At 43.2% G+C, this 22,421-nt stretch carries 12 protein-coding genes; 3 read left to right on the top strand and 9 right to left on the bottom strand.

Annotation, left to right across the window (positions count from 1 at the left end):
• Positions 1-219: 219 nt before the first annotated feature.
• Together ACVBDU_RS12325 and ACVBDU_RS12320 are read left to right on the top strand one after the other, a co-directional pair.
• Positions 220-2,214, top strand: a complete 1,995-nt coding sequence (locus ACVBDU_RS12325; protein ID WP_447180059.1) for a tetratricopeptide repeat-containing sensor histidine kinase — start codon at positions 220-222, stop codon at positions 2,212-2,214.
• Positions 2,201-2,836, top strand: a complete 636-nt coding sequence (locus ACVBDU_RS12320; RefSeq protein WP_447180058.1) for a response regulator — start codon at positions 2,201-2,203, stop codon at positions 2,834-2,836. The genes ACVBDU_RS12325 and ACVBDU_RS12320 overlap by 14 nt, the downstream gene beginning before the upstream one ends.
• A gap of 36 nt (positions 2,837-2,872) precedes the next feature.
• Here ACVBDU_RS12320 and ACVBDU_RS12315 read toward each other — a convergent pair whose 3' ends face one another.
• Positions 2,873-3,703, bottom strand: a complete 831-nt coding sequence (locus ACVBDU_RS12315) for a CvfB family protein (RefSeq protein ID WP_447180057.1) — start codon at positions 3,701-3,703, stop codon at positions 2,873-2,875.
• A gap of 510 nt (positions 3,704-4,213) precedes the next feature.
• Here ACVBDU_RS12315 and ACVBDU_RS12310 point away from each other — a divergent pair.
• A complete protein-coding gene (locus ACVBDU_RS12310; protein WP_447180056.1) occupies positions 4,214-6,568 on the top strand; it encodes a TonB-dependent receptor in 2,355 nt (784 codons plus the stop codon).
• A gap of 292 nt (positions 6,569-6,860) precedes the next feature.
• On the opposite strand, the gene trxB is transcribed toward ACVBDU_RS12310, so the two are convergent.
• The 8 genes from trxB to ACVBDU_RS12270 all read right to left on the bottom strand — a co-directional run bounded on the left by trxB (position 6,861) and on the right by ACVBDU_RS12270 (position 22,412).
• A complete protein-coding gene (gene trxB, locus ACVBDU_RS12305; protein WP_447180055.1) occupies positions 6,861-7,814 on the bottom strand; it encodes a thioredoxin-disulfide reductase in 954 nt (317 codons plus the stop codon).
• A 46-nt stretch (positions 7,815-7,860) separates the two neighbouring features.
• A complete protein-coding gene (locus ACVBDU_RS12300) occupies positions 7,861-9,315 on the bottom strand; it encodes an aminotransferase class V-fold PLP-dependent enzyme (protein ID WP_447180054.1) in 1,455 nt (484 codons plus the stop codon).
• Between the two features lie 261 nt (positions 9,316-9,576).
• Complete coding sequence (locus ACVBDU_RS12295) at positions 9,577-10,989, bottom strand: TlpA family protein disulfide reductase (RefSeq protein WP_447180053.1); 1,413 nt, start codon at positions 10,987-10,989, stop codon at positions 9,577-9,579.
• A gap of 2 nt (positions 10,990-10,991) precedes the next feature.
• Complete coding sequence (locus tag ACVBDU_RS12290) at positions 10,992-13,025, bottom strand: protein-disulfide reductase DsbD family protein (protein ID WP_447180052.1); 2,034 nt, start codon at positions 13,023-13,025, stop codon at positions 10,992-10,994.
• Between the two features lie 4 nt (positions 13,026-13,029).
• The gene (locus ACVBDU_RS12285; protein WP_447180051.1) at positions 13,030-15,783 is read right to left on the bottom strand and encodes a M16 family metallopeptidase; all 2,754 of its coding nucleotides are present in this window, start codon (positions 15,781-15,783) and stop codon (positions 13,030-13,032) included.
• Between the two features lie 283 nt (positions 15,784-16,066).
• Positions 16,067-17,197 carry a redoxin domain-containing protein gene (locus ACVBDU_RS12280; RefSeq protein ID WP_447180050.1) on the bottom strand — a complete coding sequence of 377 codons (1,131 nt, stop codon included), beginning with the start codon at positions 17,195-17,197 and terminating at the stop codon, positions 16,067-16,069.
• Between the two features lie 231 nt (positions 17,198-17,428).
• Positions 17,429-18,835 (bottom strand): RagB/SusD family nutrient uptake outer membrane protein, encoded by a 1,407-nt coding sequence (locus ACVBDU_RS12275; protein WP_447180049.1) that lies wholly within the window; start codon positions 18,833-18,835, stop codon positions 17,429-17,431.
• Positions 18,836-18,851: 16 nt separating this feature from the next.
• On the bottom strand, positions 18,852-22,412 hold the full coding sequence (locus ACVBDU_RS12270) for a SusC/RagA family TonB-linked outer membrane protein (protein ID WP_447180048.1): 3,561 nt from the start codon (positions 22,410-22,412) through the stop codon (positions 18,852-18,854).
• Positions 22,413-22,421: the final 9 nt, after the last annotated feature.

Here is a 22,421-nt window from a genome sequence, read left to right as displayed (position 1 = left end):
CCATAATTAATGAGAATTCTAAGTGAAATAGCAATTCTCTTAGAATATCCATATGAATTCATTAGGCTGTTGTAAAAATATTTTCCCTGGAAACAGGTCAAAATTATGAGGTATCCCCTAATAGGGCAATCCTCAAAAACAGGTATTTCCTTCTACTGGTTTTCCAGTATTTTTAACAGGAAAGAATCGAATGAACAAACTAATTTTTAAATTGCATATATGAATCGCAATATTTTCTCCTTTTGTCTTTTATTCTATGGGGCTTTTGTCTGTTTTGCACAGACGCCATCCTTAGATATGTCTGCTTATGCGGATAGCCTGGATCAGCATCTGAAAAATACAGAAAACGACAGCATCAAAGCAGGGGCGAGTTTTCAATTGATCAACTACTGGTTATATAAGGACACAGTCAAAGCAAGGCAATATTTAGATCAGGGCAGGGCATTAAGCAAAAACTATCCCTACTTATACGCCATGTCCTACTACAGTGAAGGCCTCTTCTATTTTAACCATGACGAACATAAAAGTGAAGCAGCCTTCCTTAAGGCCGATAGCCTGTTAAGCAGGTTACAAACCAAAGAAGCCTATGTGAGCAGGTCGAACATATGGAACAACATGGCCGTACACCGGCAACGAAATGACGACGACAGGGCACATATTAGAATACTTATAGACAAAGCTATCCCTCTAGCAAAGCAAGCAGGAGACCGTGCTACTATGGGAGCGGAATATCTCGCCGTAGGGCTGTCTTTTATGAATATGGATCAATACGAAAAAGCAGAAATATACCTGGATAAGGCCATCGATATGCTGAAGGGAAAACGGTCCCAGCTTTTCCGGTTGGTATCGGCTTATGGAAGGGCTGCTGAAAATTACATTCTACTAAAAAAATATTCCGAAGCCAGGTCCGCATTAGACAGTCTTCATACCATTTTGGCCCCTTATCCCGACTCCGAACATCACTCTTTGTATTATATGGCAGAGGGTATGTATTACCACGAGACCAAAGCATATGACCAGGCGCTTGCCAGTTTTAACAAAGGGATACAGTCTGCAGACGGCACAAATAAGCTATACAAAATACAGGAGCTGAATTTTTATAAGGTAAAGACCCTTATGGCTGCTCAAAAATATCAGGAGGCAAGACTATTACTGACCGGATTCCTGAAAGAGGAAGACATGATGGAATTGTATGGGAACCGGGCAGAAATATATGCGTCCCTGGCAGAAACTTATGCCGGACTGGGGAACACACAGCAGGCCTACCATTGGCAAAAACAATACAGCACTCTGAGCGACAGCCTTCACACCAGTAAACTGAAAAACGACATAAATGCACTGGAAATAAAATACAACAACGCAGAGAAAGAAAAGCGGATAACCCAGCTGGAAGCAGAAAAAGAAATGGCATCATTATCCGCCAAAAACAATCGGCTGGTGAATTGGCTGTTGGGTACTATCAGTCTATTTTCCTTTATTATCATCGTCTATTCTTACTTCTATTATAAAAAAGACAAAAAACTCGCTTTTGAGAAAGAGCAGAACTATCAGAACCAGCTAAATAAACTGGAACAAGAACAACAATTGCTCTCCACCCGGGCCATGCTTAAAGGAGAAGAACAGGAACGAAAACGAATGGCCCAGGACCTGCACGATGGGCTGGGAGGCATATTGGCAGGGGTACGCATGAACCTTTCCGAAGTAGAATCCGGGTTGACCAGCACTTTCCATACGGAGATCAACAAGATTATCTCTAATGTGGATAAATCCATGAAAGAACTGAGAAGGATAGCCCGCAACCTGATGCCCGAATCCCTGTCGCGAATAGGATTGGAGGGCGCTCTGGAAGACCTGTGCAAGTCCTACGAAACCGCTTCATTCAAAGTGGATTACCAGCCTTATGAGATCGGTGTCACTCTTACGGATAGCGAAAGGCTTACCATCTACCGGATTGTCCAGGAATTGCTCAATAATGCTCTGCACCACAGCAAAGCTTCTTTGGTCATTGTACAATGCAGTCAAAATGAGAACGGATTTTACATCACCGTGGAAGATGACGGAAAAGGGTTTGACCCCGAAAATCCCAAACACAAAAAGGGGTTGGGATTACGTAATCTGGAACACCGTGTAAAGACCATGGATGGTACATTGGAGATCATTTCCGGGAAAAACGAAGGAACCACCGTAAATATTGAACTTTATGTGGGCGGATAAAATTTCTTTAGTCATCGTCGATGACCACTCCATTGTTATCGAAGGGTTAAAGTCTTTACTGGTACTTGATCCGCGTCTGGATGTTACGGCCCATTTCACGACCGGTAAAACGGCATATAATTTCATCAAGCGGGAACATCCCGACGTGATACTGCTGGATATCAATCTTCCGGATATTAACGGCATAGACCTATGCCAGAAAATAAAGACCGTAACACCCACGGTAAAAATACTGGCATTGAGTAATCATGCCGAACGCAATATTATTATGCAGATGCTTCAGAACGGTGCTAACGGATATATGCTGAAAAATGTATCCCAACAGGAACTACTGAAAGGTATTTCTGCAGTAATGAAAGGGGAGATTTATTTCAGCAACGAGGTCAGGGAAATCATTGCAAACCCCGCTAAGTCCGAATTAAAAGGTGTTCCACGTCTGACCAAAAGAGAAAAACAGGTGCTCATACTGATCGCCGAAGGAAAAACCACGCCGGAAATCGCAGCACAGTTGAATGTAAGCCCCCTTACCATTGAAACGCACCGCAGAAATCTGCATTATAAATTCCAGGTTAAGAATGTGGCTGAACTGATTATGGTCGCAACACGGTATCAATTGTTATAATTCTATGACCTTTTGTATGGTGTTTATACAACGCCTTTATAGTAATTCGATACCGTCTTCCTTAATTACAATTTGTTTGTCTTTGTAGAGGGTACCTATCGCCTTTTTAAAACTCTTCTTGCTCATTCCCAAAAGGTTCTTAATTGAGTCCGGATCCGATTTGTCGTGAAGCGGCAAAAAGCCACCAACGGCTTCCAGTTCTTCACGAATCAAGTTTGCGTTCGGCTCTATACTTTTATATCCCGGCGTTTGCAACACAAGGTCAATTTTATTGTCGGGACGTATTTTCTTTACGAAAGCTTTCCTTAGATCACCTGTATGGATGTCTTCAAAAATATCCTCGATATAGATAAGCCCTTTGTGAATGCCGTTTACAATTGCGCTTGCGCCTTTCTCCGTGATATGCGTCACCAAAATATCAACTTCCTGAAAAGGTTCAACCGTCAGGTTTTCATTTTGAAGGAAATGGTTCGTCTTGCTGGAACCTACCAAACGATCGGTTTTTTCATCAATGTATAAATAAATAATATACCAGTTTCCCTTTTTCATTGGGCGCGCCTGCTCCTTAAAGGGAACGAACAACTGTTTTTCCAACCCCCAATCGATAAAGGCCCCGTATTCCGTAATCGCGCTGCAGCGCAGATATCCAAAAGTGTTTAACTGAAGAAAAGGATCCAAAGTTGTGGCAATAGGGCGCTCTTCATTGTCAAGGTAAATGAATACAGTAATTTCATCCCCTATTTCATATTTCTCCGGCTTGTATTTATGTGGCAGAAGCACCACATTTTCCTCGTCATCGCCCAAATATAGCCCCGGATCAGTTTCCCGAAGGATTTCCAGGGTATTGTATTCACCAAGTTTTATCATAGTTGCAAAGGTACTGCTTTATAGTGATAAAATAATGTGAAACACTTACATACACAAGACAAACGCATTATATTGGAGAGGAGCGGTAATTGGTAATCTGAAAGAGGAGTCCCGATATATATCGGGATGGAATTGAAGGTTACAAGTTGCAAGTTACAGGTTACCAGTTACATATATAGCCGTACAACTTGTAACCTGGAATTTTAAACCTGCAACCATCGTCAGTTGCAATTATAGTTTTTTTAATGCGTTTACCCTGCTTACACACAAGTGAACCTTAAAAAGTACATTCACGGTAAAGCGGAATATTATAATTCTATAACCTTTTATCCGGCTTTCCAAACCTGGAACCCTGACCAGCTTTACCTACTATCTCCTAAGGGGAGTAGCCAGTGTACCGGAAACTGAGATCCTAAAATATTCTAAGCTTAATATATGTTAAAAATATTTCAAACTTTAATTGTATTGAGTCTAAATAAGTATAAATTTGCAGCCAAATCCGAAAAACTAATGAAGACATTCAGACTATCCCTGTTATTCACTCTGTTTACATACGGAATTTATGCACAGGAACAATTTTCCATATCGGGCACAGTAAAAGATACGGAAGGAAACCTGGTAATGGGAGTTAACGTTTATATCCCTTCTTTGGAAAAGGGGACTATCTCCAATGAAAATGGTTATTATGCTTTGGAAGGCGTCTCCCGGGGAAAATACACCGTTATAGCCAGTGCCATGGGTTTTGAAAAGGTGGAAAAAACCGTCGGAGTGACCAAGGATATAAGGGGGTATGATTTTACTTTGGCCGAAAATGTACAGTCGCTTTCGGAAGTGGTCATCAGCGCATCGCGTACGCCCGAATCCAGGGATGAACTGGCTACCACCGTCACCATCCTGTCCAAAGACATAATAGAGCAGGAATTAAAGATCTCCACGAATATTTCGGATATCATAAGCGCTAAAGTGCCAGGTTTGGCCCCAGGTACCGGAACATCGAGCAACTTCGGGCAGAAGCTGAGGGGAAGGAATTTCGTGGTTATGGTAGATGGCGTATCACAATCCACTCCCCTGCGTAACGGCCAACTCGATATCCGTTCGTTAGACCCCTCTATCATAGAACGGGTGGAAGTGATAAAAGGAGCAACCGCTATATACGGGAATGGAGCCGAGGGAGGGATCATTAACTACATTACCCAAGACAACTATGGCAACAAAGCCCTTTCGGGAAGTACGGATTTAAGCGCTTCCGGTTCCTTCACCAATATAGATAATACCGTAGGCGCCAGGTTGAATCAGAATTTATATGGAAAAACCGGTAAATGGTCTTACCTGGTCAACGGTACCCTGGAACAGACCGGGGAATTTAAAGATGCCGAAGGTGATGTCTTGCCTCCCACCTATGGCCTGGGGGAAAGTAACAATTTTAGTGCTTTCGCTAAAATAAGTTATGACATTACAGAAAACCAGAAGTTGCTGTTGAGTTATAACCATTATACTACCAGGCAGAATACTAATTATGTTCAGGTGGACGGGGATTACGATACCCGTCAAAAGTCAACCGCAGTATTGGGGACTCCTCCCGGGGTGCCACAAGGGACAAAAAACGAAAATATACACCTGACCTATGACCACAGGCACCTTTTCGGGAATACCTCACTGAATGCCGACATCTATTATCAAAATTTGAAAAACACCTTTTTCTGGTCCGATACCTTTGAATTTGGCGGACAATCACGGATTGATTCCGAAAAGAAAGGTATCCGCTTTGTACTGAACACACCTTATGATTTTTCGCAAAACATATCAGTATCCGCAACATATGGAGTTGACCTCCTCAACGACATCACTTCACAGCCCCTGGTAGACGGACGTATATGGGTACCGGAAATGGACATGGTAAATTTCGCTCCCTTTGCACAGCTGAAATTCAATCTGTTGCAAGACCTTATCGTCAAGGGAGGGATACGCGTAGAACGCATTACCATCCATGTGGATGATTATACCACCCTTCGGACCGTAAATCCCGTAACCGGGGAGATAGACAACCCGGGATTTGATGTAAACGGAGGAAAACTCGATTATACGGCGACTGTTTTTAATGCGGGTATTCGATATAACAAATTCGACTGGCTCAGCCCCTACTTTAGTTTTTCCCAGGGATTTTCCGTCTATGATATAGGTAGTATTCTACGTGCTGCCAGGGTAACGGATATTAAGGACATCAACACCGAGGCATCTATCGTAAACAGCTATGAACTGGGGCTTGTCAGCAAGCTGTTCCACAAGGTTCGTCTGGAAGCGGTAGGTTTTATCAGTACCTCGAAACTGGGTTCGAGCGGAGAATTTCGGGAAGGGGTTTTTAACATACTCCGGAGCCCCGAGAAATTGTATGGCTTTGAAGGTACCGTGGATTATCGTCCCCTGTCCAATTTAAGCGTAGGGGCCACGTACAGCTATCTGGAAGGTAAACGGGATGTCAATAACGACGGGGATTTCTCAGGTGATGAAGATGTATACCTCGGCGGGGACAGGATTGCCCCGTCAAAGATCACTGCTTATGCGAAGTATAGCCCGACGGAAAAACTGGATATATATACCGGGATCGTCCGTATAGGGAACCGGGACCGTTTTTCACAGAACGATAGCGGCACCTATGATGTATATCAGGGACCTGTTGAAGCCTATAACATAGTGAATTTGAACCTCGGGTATAAGCTTACCAAAAGTACCGCGGTAAACTTTGCTATTGAAAATGCCTTTAATGAGGATTACTTTCCCGCACGTTCGCAATGGTTCACCCGGGAAAACCTGTATACCAAAGGAAAGGGCAGCAGTTTCAGGCTTGGGCTAACAGTAAACTTCTGATTTTTTCCCCCTTCTTCGGGAATTTTACGGTGTTTCTTCCCAATCCGGAACGCCCTGAAATATTACAGTTGTTTTGGTGAAAAGCAAAATTTCATAATCTCCATTCCCAAAATGATCAGGAATTTTGTTCTATGTAAAACACGGGGTTTTATCCACCCCGTGTTTATTTCAAAAGAAACCAGTAGCTAACTCAAATACTAACTTACATGAGAACAAAAGTTTAGTAATGTTTCTTTTGACAACCAGGTTTTACCCTACTAACAAAATTTACAGTTAAATACTGTATGCGTTCTTATTCAACGGCACTCCATTCAACCGAAGATAAATAGCGTTCGGCTTCCAGTGCAGCCATACACCCGGTCCCTGCCGCGGTAATCGCCTGCCGGTAAACGTGATCGGCCGCATCTCCACATACAAAAACACCTTCCACACTGGTCTGTGCCGTGCCCGGAGTATTAATAATATACCCTGTTTCGTTCAGCCGGAGATGGTCTTTAAATATATCTGTATTCGGTTTATGCCCTATGGCCACGAAAAATCCGGTTGCGGGTATTTCCGTGATCTCACCCGTGACATTGTTTTTAACACGGACACCGGTCACCAATTGTCCGTCACCCAGGATTTCTTCCGTTTCCGTATGGAATAAAATCTCAATACTTTTTGTTTTGCGAACTCTTGCTTCCATTATGTCGGAGGCCTTGAATTCATCACGCCTTACCAACATGGTTACTTTACTGCACAATTTGGAGAGATAATGGGCTTCTTCACAAGCGGAATCACCAGCTCCAACGATAACCACTTCCTGGTTTCTGTAGAAAAAGCCATCGCATACCGCACAGGCCGAAACACCTCCTCCTGATTTCAGGTATTTTTGTTCCGACGGTAATCCCAGGTATTTTGCCGAGGCTCCGGTAGCTATGATCACGGTATCGCAATGAAGTTCTTCCGTATCGTTTATCCATACTTTATGTACAGTACCGGTAAAATCTACTTTGGTAGCCCAACCATCCCTGATGTCTGTTCCGAAACGTTGGGCCTGTTGCTGTAACCGGACCATCATTTCAGGGCCTGTTATGCCCTCCGGGTAGCCGGGAAAGTTTTCCACGTCATTTGTCGTTGTTAACTGTCCTCCCGGTTGTGTACCCTGGTATAAAACGGGGGTCATACCTGCCCTGGCGGCATAAATTGCCGCCGTGTAACCTGCCGGCCCCGACCCGATGATAAGGCATTTTATATTTTCTTTCATAATACTTTTTATTTTCAATTTTAATGGCCTTTTCTTCTTCCCCTTTTTACGAAATATTAAACACATTATCTAAGTTTAGATTCCGGTCAGGCATTTTAAAAGGTTCAAATTCATTGTTAGCCGGGTTGTATTTATAATCTTTTCCCCATTCTACCTTATGTTTTATGATCTGTCGAATGGCCATTGCGATATATCTGACCTCTTCGGGCTCCATGGTAGGATGTAAAGAAAGGCGCACCCAGCCCGGTTTGTTTCCCAGGTTTTTCCGGGCAATTTCGCTCATCACAACCGATGAGGATGATTTATCAAGGCCAAACAGGTAGTGTGCGAACGTACTGGCACAGGACCAGCCACCCCTCACCTGGACCCCGAAACGGTCATTTAACAACCGGACCACCAGATTGTAGTGTACGTCTTCAATATTGAAAGACACACATCCGATACGTTTAGTTTCAAAGTCTCCCAGGTATCTTATTTCCCGGGTACCTTCCAACTCCTTGTAAAACAGGGCAAGCAGTTTTTCTTCTTTTAAAGCCATCAGGGCGGGATTCATTTTTTCCTTTAGTTTCATCGCCAGAGCAGCCTTTATCGTCTGTAAAATCCCGGGGGTCCCACCATCTTCTCTTGTTTCAATATCTTCGAAATAGGAATATTCTCCCCAGGGGTTTGTCCACTTTACATTTCCCCCTCCCGGGTGATCGGGTACTTCATTTTTATACAGGCTTTTATTGAAGACAAGGACTCCACAGGCCCCCGGCCCTCCTAAAAATTTGTGAGGGGAAAAGAAAATGGCATCCAGGCGTTCATCCTCGTTTTCCGGGTGCATATCCATATGTACATAAGGGGCAGAGGCTGCAAAATCGAGAAAACATAACCCGCCATAAGCATGCATTAATTCAGCCAGTTTTCTATAATCGATGATCTCCCCGGTTACATTGGAGCAAGCGGTAAATGAGCCTATTTTCAGTTTGCGGTCTTTGTATTTTTTCAATAGTTCTTCCAAATGACCTACACCGGGTTTTAAATACTCGTCCGGTGGTACAATGACGACATCGGCATGGGTCTCCAGCCACGACACATGATTGGAATGGTGCTCCATATGGCTGATGAACACGACCGGTTTTTCTCCGGGATCCCGGTACTGGTATTTCCGGATTCCCAAAATCCTTTGAAGGCAGGCCAACGCACCTGTCATTCCCGAACCTGTAGTGACCAGGATATCATCATCGTTAGCATTGACATGCTTCTTTATCACGTTACGCGCCTCTTTATAGAGAGCGGAGGTTATTTTCCCCGTTTCACTGGAAAAGGAATGCGTATTGGCAAAAAAGGGGCCGATCTCTTCCGCAATCTTTTTTTCTATCGGACCGTACAATCTTCCGGTAGCAATCCAATCGGCGTACAATACTTTTTGCAGGCCGTACGGCGATTGAAAACTACACTGATGTCCTATAATATTATTTCGAAAAGCCTTAAAATGTTCTTCTAAGTGTACTTCCATGCTTTTAAAGGCAGTTTAAGTTTTTTTGAGTTATACTTTTAATTTCTATATCTTTTGTGAACCTCTGTGCAACCTTTGTGAGTCTCCGTGTAATAACATAATGAATGCAGGCGCTATTACACAGAGAGCCACAGACACACAGAAAAACACGAAGTCAGGATTTTTTTGAAAAGCTTTTTCATTTTATAAAGCATATGAGTTTTAATATGTTGATCATGATCTGAAAATAAATGTATAACTCAGAAGCTGTTTTTACGGTAATTAACTATTAGCTCCGGCCATTTCGATCATAGCGGACAGCTCTTCGACCAGGGTGTCATCTCCTCCTCCGCTGAATCCAACAACCTGAAACCGGATGTTTCCCTGAGCATCAATAATCACTTTTGTCGGTATACCATTTATACCAAAAGCTTTTGCTACATTATTTTCTTTGGTCTCCTGGTTTTTATAGTCCATATAGAGATCAAAGTCATAGTTATTATCCTCCAGATATGTCTGGGCCTCTGTCAAAGAGTCCTCCCCTTTTTCAAAGGTGTGGACAAATAAGAATTTAACCTGCGGATCATTTTTATATTTATTTACAGCCATCTGCATCCCCGGAAAAGATTTTTTACAAGGGCCGCACCATGTTGCCCAAAAATCCAGGACTAAAATTTTGCCTTTAAGGTCCTCATTGGTTACCGGTTTTCCTTGCGCATCCCTTAACTCAAAAGAAGGTGACGGTTTATCGACCATAATTTCTTTTAGGTGCTCTTTGGTTTTTTCGGCCAGGGCGGACTGCAATTCTTTTAAGTATCCGTCGTAATCTTTCTTTCGCAGCGAGGTATAGGCCAGCTTTAAATATTCCTTAATATCTTTTGTTGCAATGCCTTCGGAAACGGCCTTTTCCAACAGGGGAAAGGCTTTTTCATAATCTCCGGACCGGGTTAACATGGCGGCATAGGTCAACGTTACCGCATTGCTTTTCCTTTCGGAGTTCGTATACACATCCCCGATGATATTCACGGCTTCTTCCGGATTACCGGCTTCTTCCGTCAGGTTGGCCAGACTGAGTTTCAAATCGTTAAAAACATGTTCTTTGCCCATACGATTTCCTTCTTCGAGAACCAGGTAAGTCTCTGCATTCTTTAGCTCTTCCTTAACAAAGTTGAGCTTATCCGTAATGGAATCATCATCCATACCATTTACAATAAATTTCGTAGCATAATACCGGAACCTGCTTTTTTTGCTGTTTTTATCGTAGTAGGCTAATGCTTCTTCTTTCCTTCCGGCTTCCATAAGGGTTGCCGTCACATCAAAATAGGCCATGCCCGGATCTTGATCCGGGAATTCACTGCGGTAGGTGTTTAGTTTTTCGATTTTCAGGTCCGGGTCTTTTTCCGTATAGATCGTGTTTGCCATCCTGATAGCCGCAAATTCTCCCTTAGGAAACTTTGCAATGGCTTTGTCCATGATCGTTTCTATTTCTTTGTTGTTCCCTGTGCTCCTGTAATAATTTACCGCCAATTGATAATCTTTCTCATCATCACTTTCCAGTAATTGTTCGATCTCTTTCTTAACTTCTACGGAATCCATCTGTTTTAAATCTTCCAGGGTCCGCTCCTTTTTGGAGGAGGTATTGCAGCCTGCAAGGAGAAATCCCAGGACCATTACCATTAAACTCAGTTTTTTCATCGTTATTCGTTTTTAGTGTAGTTTTGAATTCCTTCTTTTAACCAAGTCTCATATGCGTCAATATCGGGTGTATACCCGACAGGTTCATTAAGGTTATTCCCTTCGTTATCTGCCAGCACATAGTACGGTTGTGCATTGGCTCTGTACCTGGTGATCTGGAAATCACTCCATTTATTCCCTATGGTCTTTATCTCCTTTCCGGTGGTTTCGGATACGTACTGCCCGCTTTCAGGCAATTCGCGTTTATCGTCAACATACAGGGAAATGAGCACGATCTCGTTGTTCAGGATGTTTAATATTTCGCTTTCGCTCCATACGCGCTCTTCCATCTTCCTGCAGTTTACGCAGGCATGGCCGGTAAAATCTATCATCACCGGTTTATGTACTTTTCGGGCATAGGCCATCCCTTTTTCATAATCGAGGAAGGCTACAATATCGTGAGGGCCATAGTGTGCGCCTTCGGGTAATTCGGCATGTGCAACACTGCTTCCCCCGCTTTTGGTATAACCTACTCCGTACGGGGACTCGCTATAGTGCATGGGCGGCGGGAAACCGCTGATGAGTTTTAACGGCGCCCCCCAAAGACCGGGGACCAGGTAGATAGTAAATGACAATACCAATAGCCCTAAGCCTAACCGGCTCACGGAAATGTGTTTTAGCGGTGAATCGTGTGGCAGGGTGATCTTCCCGAAGAGGTATAGTGCCAGAATACCGAAAATGGCAATCCAGATAGCGATAAACACTTCTCTTTCCAGCCAGTGCAATTGTAATACCAGGTCGGCATTGGATAAGAACTTAAAGGCCAGGGCCAGTTCCAGGAAGCCTAAAACGACTTTTACCGAGTTCAGCCATCCTCCCGATCGCGGTAAAGAATTTAACCATCCCGGGAACATGGCAAATAACATGAATGGCAAGGCCAGAGCCAGGGAGAAGCCCAGCATCCCGATGACGGGGGCCAATCCGCCTTTGCTGGCAGCTTCCACCAACAGGGTCCCGACAATGGGACCGGTACAGGAAAAGGATACAATAGCCAGGGCCAGGGCCATAAATAAGATGCTTATGATTCCCCCTTTATTGGCCTGACTGTCTACTTTATTAGCCCATGAATACGGCAGTACGATCTCAAAAGCTCCCAGGAACGAGGCGGCAAATACCACCAGCAGTAAAAAGAAGATCACGTTAAACCAGACATTGGTGGATAACGCATTCAGGGAATCTGCTCCGAAAACAGCTGTTACTAATGATCCTAAAAACACATAGATCACAACGATGGAAATACCGTAAAATACAGCATTTTTAATCCCGGCTGCCCTTGTCTTGCTCTGTTTGGTAAAGAAACTTACGGTCATGGGGATCATGGGAAATACACAGGGTGTTAACAGGGCTGCAAAACCTGATAAAAAGGCTATGAAAAAAATACCCCAGAGCCCTTTCCTGCTTTTACGGGTTTTCGCGCGTTCTTCTTCCGTAGCTTTAACAGGTCCGGAATCTTTCGCGGTCTTCATCGTATTGGTTCCCTCACTATCCTTCCCGGCAGGAATCACTGCCTTGTTTCCTTTTCCGGGAATGGTGAAACTCAACTTTTTTGTTTCCGGCGGAAGACAGCGCTGTTCATCGCAGACCATGTAGGTGACTTCTCCTTCAATGGTAAAGCCTTCTTCGCCGTCAGTTTTGATCTTTTGCGAAAACGCGGTCGAATCGGAAAAATAGGTGATCTCCATATCAAATACAGGGTCGTGGACCGTATGGCCTTTTTCCTCTTCGACAGTATTTACCAGGCTATATGTTCGGGATTCCTCAAAAGAAAATTCCGTAGCTACCGGACCATTGTCAGGAACGGACTGGGAATACATATGCCAGCCGGGCATTATGGATGCTTTTATCCATAAAATATACTCGTGACCGGAAACGGCTTCAACTTCTGTCGTCCACTTTACGGGATCGTAAATTTGCCCCGAGGCGTTTAACATTCCGGTCAGTCCGATAACCAGGAATAATGCAAAGCGTTTTATATGGCAAAACCTTGTTTTTCTCATACGGTTAATCTTTGTTTTCCAGTGTTCCTGCTTTTATAATAACCAGTTTTTCAGGGTCCAGGTATTTTTTGATGGCTTTGTTTACCTCATCCAGACCGGGTTTCATTATTCTGGACGGATACTCATAAATGTACTCCGGTTCATTACCCTTATTTACAACATTCAGGATGGTACCGGCCAGCCTTCCTGTAGTTGACATCCCTACTTTGTAGCTTCCCACGAGGTAGGATTTTATATTTTCCACTTCTTTCTTTGTCGCTCCATCGGCATACCATTTATTGATTTCCCTCATGGTGGACTGGTAGCCTTTATCCATCAAATCCGGGTTAAAAGTGCCACTTACAGTCCAATATCCACCTGTCAGATCATCGCCGGAATGCCTGGAGCCTATTCCGTAAGTAAGGCCTTCATTATCGCGGACAGTTGCCATGAGCCTTCCTGAGAATCCGGACCCTAAAATCGAATTTGCCAGGTAAAACGGTATATAATCCGGATCTTTTTCATTCAAACCGGTATATTGACCGATCAATAATTCCGCACTGCTTTTTTCGGGAATAAAGACTTCCTCTACTTTCCGGGATTTGATCTTTGCTATCTCCTCCCCTTTTCTAACGGATATATCCTCCTGAATTCCGCCCTTCCAGTTGGAAAAACTATGGCGCAGTGCCCCGTACACTTCTTCCTCATCGACATCGCCGACTATCACCATGCGGAACGAGGCCGGGCCGAAATACTTTTGGTGAAAGGCTTTTACTTCTTCTATCGCAGCCTTGTCGAGCAATTCCAGGTTTTTTTCCGTCGATTTTGCGTAATTCGGGTGACCGGGTTTGTAAATGGTCTGCAACAGCTTGATCCTTGCCTGTCTTCCCGGGTCATTGATCTGTTCGCTCATATTGCCTTTAAGCTGTCCCTTCAGGAGGTTAAATTCATCGCTCTCGAACAAAGGGGTCTTCAATTCTTCGGCAAGCAGGCTTATTACTTCGGGAATATCTTTCTTCAGGCATTTAAAGGAAAAATTGATGTTCCGGTCGGAAGCCGATGCAAAGATATTCACCCCTAATTTTTCCAGCGCCTGGGAAAATTCTATCTTATTTTTTTGCTGTGTTCCCTTGTTTAGCATGTATGCAGTGAGCATGGGGATCAACTCATTCTCCCCGGATTCCATATAATCGCCGATCGAGAGGCTCGCATTTACGGAAACAAAGTTTTTGGCAGAGGTTTTCAGGCTAATGACATCTATATCCGCCACTTCCTTTCTTTTTATTTCAGAGTCAATTCCCGTAACAGCATTGAGATCACCTTCTCTTCGGGATGGTACTTCTGCTTCTGTTTCCACGACGAGGCCGGGATCCCTGAAAAATAATTTCGTTCCTTTCTCATTCTCCTGCGAACCGGGATTTCCTCCTTGTTTTGAATCCCTGTTTTCAGGAATAAAATACCCGGTGGTACTTTGATCTATGTCCAGGTATTTTCGGGCTACCCTTTTAACGTCTTCCCGGGTCACTTTCTTCAGTTTTTCAATATCGGTAACATAACTGGTCCAATCACCGGATGCAATGGCTTCGGTCAGCGTGGAAGAGATCACTCCGGAGCCATCTCTGTACAATGTATTTTGTGCTACCTTTTTGGAAAGGATACGATCGATATCACTTTGGTCAAAATCCAGGTTTTTAATACTATCTATAGCCACTACCAGTTTTGAATCAATGTCTTCGTGTTCTTTTTCGGTGTTTATACCCAACTCAATCGTAAATAACCCGGCACCTTTGAAAGCGTTTGCCCTGGCCCCGGCATACAAGGCTATTCCGGTATCCACATAGGTTTTGTTTAAAATTGAAGAAGGACCTGCCGCCAAAAGATCGGACAAAATTTCAAGGGCGGGATAATCGTCATGGAGTTTCCCCGGGATCTTATATGCCCTGGTTATAATACCGACGGTTCCGGGCTTTTTGACTACAAGTTTACGGGGGCCTAACTGTTCCGGTTCTGTAGTATAGGATTGCGGGATCTCCTGCGGAGACCTTGAGATCTTTCCGAAATATTTATCCACCAACTGAAAAACCTCATCCTTTTGAAAATCCCCGACAACAGTAAGTGTGGCATTGTTTGGCCAGTAATAGGTATCGTAGAACTCCCGGAGTTTTTCCATAGGTACATTTTCTATGTCTGATCTCCAGCCTATGGTAGAATGATGGTATGGACTGGCCATATAGGCCGTAGACCATATCTGGTCTTGCAACAGCCTTGCAGGGCTGTTCATTCCTTGCTCAAATTCATTGCGCACCACCGTCATTTCACTTGCCTTATCTTCTTCCAGTAAAAGGGAATTTCGCATCCGGTCGGCCTCTATTTCCAGGGCCAGTTCGAGTTTGTCACTGGGGATGGTCTCAAAATAGTTGGTACGATCGTACCATGTTGTCGCGTTCATTCTAGCCCCGACGTTCTGAAGTGTGAAAAAAATGGCCGTGCCTTTTCTCTTGTTGAACTTCGGCGTTCCCTTGAACATCAAATGTTCGAGTAAATGCGTGGCCCCGGTCGTTCCGCTGACTTCGTCAGTGGAACCCACGTGATATACGATCTGTACGGTCACCACCGGGGTACTGTTGTCCGGCAGTAACAATATGTTTAAACCGTTGGGCCGGTATTCGTATTCCTCGATCCCTCCCAATTCCTTATTTTTTTTGAATTTGTCCGAAACCTGGGCCGGGACGACTGCTACGATTAAAAAGCAGAGCAATCCCAAAATATTGTTTTTCATGATAATTTCTTTGTTTAGATTCGATAAGATTATGCAAACAGCTCCCTGTTCACCTGGGAACTCCCGGTGAAATTTCTGTATGCCGATTTTTAAATGTGTATTTCAGTGCTTCTCTGTGTAACAGCCTGTATTCATTGTGTTATTACACGGAGACTCACAAAGATTGCAAAGAGGTTCACAAAGGGTAATACAGAACTCAAAAGGTCTAATAAACGCTATTAGCCGGATTGCCATTACCCCACTTAGGCCCGAAACTTTAAATGCTGTTTGACACGGACTTTGGTCAGTTGACTGGTTCAAAAACTTCCTTTAATTTTTCCTGCAGGTCTTCTCCCTTTAAATCTTTACCGATAATTTGTCCCTGCGGGTCGATCAAAAAATTCTGGGGAATGGCCTGAACACCGTATTCCTGGGCTACTTTATTTTCAAACCCACTGAGGTCCGAAAGGTGAAGCCATGTCAATCCGTCCTCTTTAATGGCTTTTTCCCACTTGTCTTTTTTGTCATCCAGAGAAACAGCCACGATCTCTAAGCCCGCTTCATGATATTTCCGGTAAGCTTTTAAGACATTGGGATTCTCTTTTCTGCAAGGCGCACACCAGCTTGCCCAGAAATCTAGAAAAACATACTGCCCTTTGAAATCCGAAAGACTGACCATATTTCCATCCCGGTCAGGTTGGGTAAAGTCAGGGGCATTACTCCCCACAGCCGTTTTCTTCATTTTCGTCAGTGAAGCATGCAGCTGTTTCCCATAATAGGATTCCTGAACTTCCGGGGTAAGATTGCTATACAATTTGTCGGCCACTTCTAAATTCGGGTACATAATATACCTGTCCTGAATGATCAGTGCCGAGGCTATGGAATTGGGATGCTCAAGTACGAAATCCGTAGTTATTGAAATTAATTTTTCGTCTAACTCATTCCATTTTTTATCCATCATGGTTCTTTGCTCCGGAGTCATTTCCACTTTTCCCTGCCGGGTGATCGAATCTGATAATTTGTAAACAGGCCCTGCCATGTCCCGGAGTTCTTCAAATTCATTATTGTAATAACTCCGGTACACTTCTTGTGTTGAAGCTCCTGTAACCTTTCCCTTGAAAAGTGAGTCTTTTTTAACCTGAATTTCAATAGCATCATTACTCAGAATAAAGTACAACCCGTTATCTTCTTTCCCTTTTAGCGTTAACCTGTAACGGAGCGGTTCTTCCAATACCCCGTCAAAGCCAAATTTGCCATTTTCGACAAGCGAAGAATCCCGTTTTCCTTCTTCGTCTACCGGTTCCAGGTACACGACTCCGTTATTCAAATCTTGAATATTTCCTGTAATTGCATATCCTTCCTGTTCCTTCTTTTCCGCACACGACACTAAAAGAACGACACCAAAGCACAATATGCTCCATTTTATTGCTTTCATATTTTATAGATTTTTAATTTTTGACAGTTGTGTAAATAGAGCTTGTCTAAAAAGTTTCAAAAATAGTTAAAACCACAAAGAGCATGGAGTAGGCACAAAGCACTCAAAACATTAAATATATCATAATCAACAACTTAAAGATTTACGTTCTTTGTGTATTCTTTGTGATCTTAGTAGTTAAAAGACTTTTTAGACATCTCCTTTGCTCAGACTTCCTCTTTTATCCGGTTATTATTTATCTACATTTTGGGTTATAGTACCATTTCCCGGGTTATCCGTAGCCCCCTGGGGAAACGGCATGGTCCATAAATGGGAATCCGGGGTCAGGGAATATGTTTCTCCTTGATAGTTTTTGGTAAAACCAGTGGTATATATACCTTCAGCATTTAAACGACGGGTATCGCAAAAAGGAATTAAGGTTAAAATAAGTTCGTTCTTTTTGGTTCTTAGAATAACCTCCATGGCCTCTGCTTCGTTTGCTGCGGTTAAATCCTGGTAAACATCCGGTAAAATCCGGGTTTTGCGCACCTTATTTAACACTGCCATGGCATCACCTATTTTAGCCTGACGGGCTAAACATTCGGCTTTTATTAAATAAACCTCCGCAGTGGTAATTCCCCCCTTATTAAAATATCCTGACAAGGTCGAGTTATAAAACGTCTCTGCGCCTACAGTCCTGATTTTCCAACGGGATAAAAAACAGGCATCTCCTTCTTCAAATCGTTGTGCCCGTTCTACCGGGATGTTATTCTCGGTACTAATCCTGGAAAGGGCTCCATGGCGATAATTATAGTTTTCGACATAATCGAATCCCATTGGTGAAGGCGTACTTATATAAGTGTCCGGGTCTTCTATAATAGATTTATTGTCGTTATAATAGGCTGTCCAGTCGTATAAGCTATTATTTTCCTCCAAGGCCTTATCGGCATAATTCAATGCCTGTTCGTAATTGCTCATTTGCAAATACACCCGCGCCAGAAAGGCGTAACCCGTCCCCAGGTTTGGGTGCAATACGGTTGAAGAACCCCCTGGCAAATAAGGCAAGGCTTCTTCCATATCTTTCAATATAAAATCATATAATTCCTGAATACTCACCTGTTCACTCGGTGCATTGATATCTGCACTGGTAATTACGGGTACAGACAGTTTTTCGGATGCGGTAGAGGTTTCATAAGTATCGGCATAATAATTAGCCAGATTAAAATAGCTCATGGACCTTAATACTTTGGCCTGCGCCCAAAGCGCTCTTTGTTCGGCTTCCGTGGCTTCTGTTGTTTCCAAAGCATTTTCAATGATTAAATTATAGGTGGAAATTGCAGCATAGCCTGAATAATATGTTGCTTCATCCGCCCGGTTCAAAGCGATACGATCTGCGGATTCATCCCAGAGATAATTGGCTTTATATAATGGATATAAGGACAGTGTCGATTCTGTTAAATAACTGTCATTCAACAGGTACAAAGCCTGATTTACATTAACCATATGATTGGTGTATTCATCCCTTATCAAAGCTTCAAAATCGGCTAATGCTTGTGGTACTTTAGACCCTTTTGGTATATCGTCTAAATAATCTTCGCAGGAAGTTATCCCGACGGCTAATAACAAAGGACATATGATGGTAATATATATTTTTTTCATCTGTTCATTTTTAAAATTAGAGATTCACGTTAAACCCAAGCACAAAATTCGGAGTTTGGTACCCTCCCAACAGGTACTTCGCATCCCTGCTTCGGGCTATGGTAAAAACATTTTCCACATTAAAATTTATGCGAATATTCTCTATACCCAGTCCGAAAGCCAGTTCAGACGTTTGATAGGCCAATGACACATTGCTCAACCGCAGGTTTGAAGCATCCAGGATATTCACGTCTGCATAGGAATAAATGGATTGCAGGTCGTAGCTATAATCCGGATCGTATTCATATACCGTACGGGGTACATCCGTATGTGCCTCGTCCCCGGGGTTTAACCAGCGGTCCCTGATACGATCGTTTACCGTTCTTATATTGGTAATATAGCCCCCCGTAGCACCTGAGTAACTGTTATTGAACATGGGTAAAAACGTATTTCTGATCTTATGCCCTAACTCGTAAATAAAAAGGGCTGAAAGCGAAAATTTCTTATAAGATATTGATGTTCTGAACGATCCGCTTTGCACCGGTACGGTTGTACCGTAATCTTCAATAGCTTCCAGGTCGGCCGGGTTATAAGATACCGCAGCCCCCGATGCGTCATAAACCTGTGGTAGGCCAGTATTGCTCAAACCCGCCCATTTGTATCCGTATATGGAATTAAAGTTCTTCCCGACCCTGGGATAGGCTGAAGAATGATCCAGCTGCAAGTAATACGCCGGGGCTTCTACATTTACATAAGTTACCTTGTTTTTATTGTAAGCATACAACAGTCCGGCATCCCAGGAGAAATTCGGGGTTCTCAAAATACTGCCATCAAGACTGATCTCTATACCCCGGTTGGTCATTTCCCCATTGTTCAGCGTATAGGTAGAATATCCCCAACCTTCTGTCGGAACGCCATTACTGTTAGCCAACAGGTCTTCTCCTTTTTTATTATACAGATCTACGGTTCCCTTTAACCGGTTATTGAATATGGAAAAATCAATCCCTATGTTGGTGGTGGTTGTTTTTTCCCAGGATAATTCCGGGTTCGGCCTGGATTGTACGTTTCCCTGTATACCCCCTACATTATTGTTAGACCTGTAATATGCCGTTAAATACGGCGCTGAATTTTTGGCAACATTCCCCCCGATACCATAAGAAAAACGAAGTTTAAGCATATTTACCCAGGACGGTTTAAAAAAGGTTTCGTTGTCTATATTCCAACTCGCCCCGGCTGACCATGTCGGTTTGTTTTGATACTTGTTATCCGTCCCCCATAAGTTGGATCGGTCCCAACGCAAACTACCCGTAACGGTATATCTGGCATCGTAAGTATACCCCGCATTACCATAAACAGAAACGTAACGGTTGAGCAATTCCCTTTCGGCTGAAAAATCGTTTTGAGACATATATCCTCCAAAAACCGAACCGTAGACCTGTAGCAAATCGGCCTGGTTAACAGGTGTGAAAGTTAAGGTCTGGGAGTCGTAGCCATAACGGGTATAATCGCTGTATTCTAATTTGGAATGGCGCATTTCCGTTCCGGCAATGATACTTACATCGTGAATATTATTAAATAATTTATCAAAATTCAATTGCTGACGGAAATTATATGCATTTGAATACTGATTGCTATTAAAGGAGATGTCTCCATAAGGCAAATTATACACGGCCATATTTCCCGGTGAAATGGTAGCCAGGCTATTCACCCGCTGCCGAACCTCATATGAATTTTTATCTTTTAACTGGTTTATACGCTCCACGCCATATTCGTATTGGAACATAGCGCTATAAGAAAAAGCATCGCTTAGTTTGACATTGAACTTCGCATAGGTCCTGTTTAAAAAGTTTTTGCGTTCTCTTATGTTTCTTCCCAATTCATCCATTGGGGTTATATCCATATTATACATATTATAGGTATCCAGGGATTGAAGGGTTGAATTATTGTACCGTGATGCCGCAGTAGAGGTAAATGAAGTTCCATCTTCATTTACCAGCCTGTTGTAAGGCTGGTATACAAAGCCGGGGTTTAAAGCATCGTAGGCCTGTTCATCCGCATTGTTGAAATGGATATAGGTTCCGACATCCATGGTCAGCCAATCCGTAATTTCAGTAGAATTCCTCAAATTGATCCCCAGGGAATTGTCTTCCGAATAACGATCCTCGAACTTATTGTCCTTATAGGTCACCGAGGCGTTGAAACTATTATTTTTGGTAGCCCTACCGAAGCTAATATTATACTGTTGGTAGTATTGATCCCTTTTGGCATATTTATCCAGATCATCATAGTATTGAAACCCGGATGCTCCTAATCTGCCTAAAACACTATTCGATTCGCTTTCTGAAATATTCCCTGCATAATAATTTAAAAGTGTTTGCATCCCCTGGCTGGTATATACGGCATTATCCAGTAAGGAGGAAGCATAAGCCGCTGAACCGGCACCTTGAAGGTTGGGATTACCATTGGCCCATTCCTGTTCTAACCCGATAATATCAGCCGAATTGGTCAGATTGCCTGTGTAATATTTATAAGGGGATACCGTCAAATTGCTAGAAAATGAAATGTTCGTTTCTCCTGCTTTGGCTTTTTTAGTTGTGATCACAACGACACCATTGGCAGCACGGGCGCCGTAAATGGAGGCGGCGGCGGCATCTTTAAGAACAGTTATACTCTCAATATCTTCAATATTTAAATCCGGTAGATTTTCCTCCAGGCCATAAATTCCATCATACCTGGTCTTTTCAACAGGAAATCCATCTATGACATACAATGGTGTTGTTAAACCATTCATGGAGGTTACGCCCCGAATAACCCCATCCTGGTATCCAACGATCCGGCCTTCCAGTACGGCATCCAGGCTGTTCAGGCGTTGCGATTTAAAATCATCGGTTTTTAATTTAGAAAACGAACCTGTAGTTCGTTCACTCGAAATGGTCTGGTATCCTGTAACCGTGATCTCGCCGAGTTCATTGGCTTGTTCGGTTAACCTCACGTTGATCTCCTGTTCCGCTCCTACAGGTATTTCCCTTTTCGAAAACCCGATATAACTGAAGACCAGAATATCGCCCTCCTCAGCTATAATTTCAAAATGTCCTTCTTCATCTGTTGAAGTCCCTTGCTGTGTTCCCTTGATCAATACCGTCACGCCGAGCAAAGGCATGCCATTTTTATCCATGACCCTCCCGGAGATCAGCTTCTCCTGCAGGTCATCCCTGCCATCCGATTTAACGGTTTTTGAGGTAAATGTGTTTAGCACGATTTGATGATCAACTACGCGGTGGGAAATGTTCGTGTCTTTAAAGACCCTGTTTAACACCAGGGATAAAGGCTCTTTCCAGGCATATACACTGATCTTCCGGGAAATATTCACATCCCTGTGATTATACAAAAACCGATAGGAGGTCATGGATTCCACAGTTTTGAAAAATTCACCCACTGTTACTTGTTCCAGGTCGACAGAAATTTTGACGTTCTGTGAGTAAGAGCTTGCCTGAATGCGGAATAGGGAAATGAAAAGAAGTAGTAGTGCAAGTCTCATTTTCAGGTCAAATTTTAAGGCAAAAGAACTTTGCCTCATTGTGTTAATGAGTTTTTTCATACTTTTGTT

The sequence above is a fragment of the Sinomicrobium endophyticum genome, from assembly GCF_052983315.1.
Note: the sequence above shows the minus strand (reverse complement) of the source record. Positions and strands in the feature narration are given on the sequence as shown.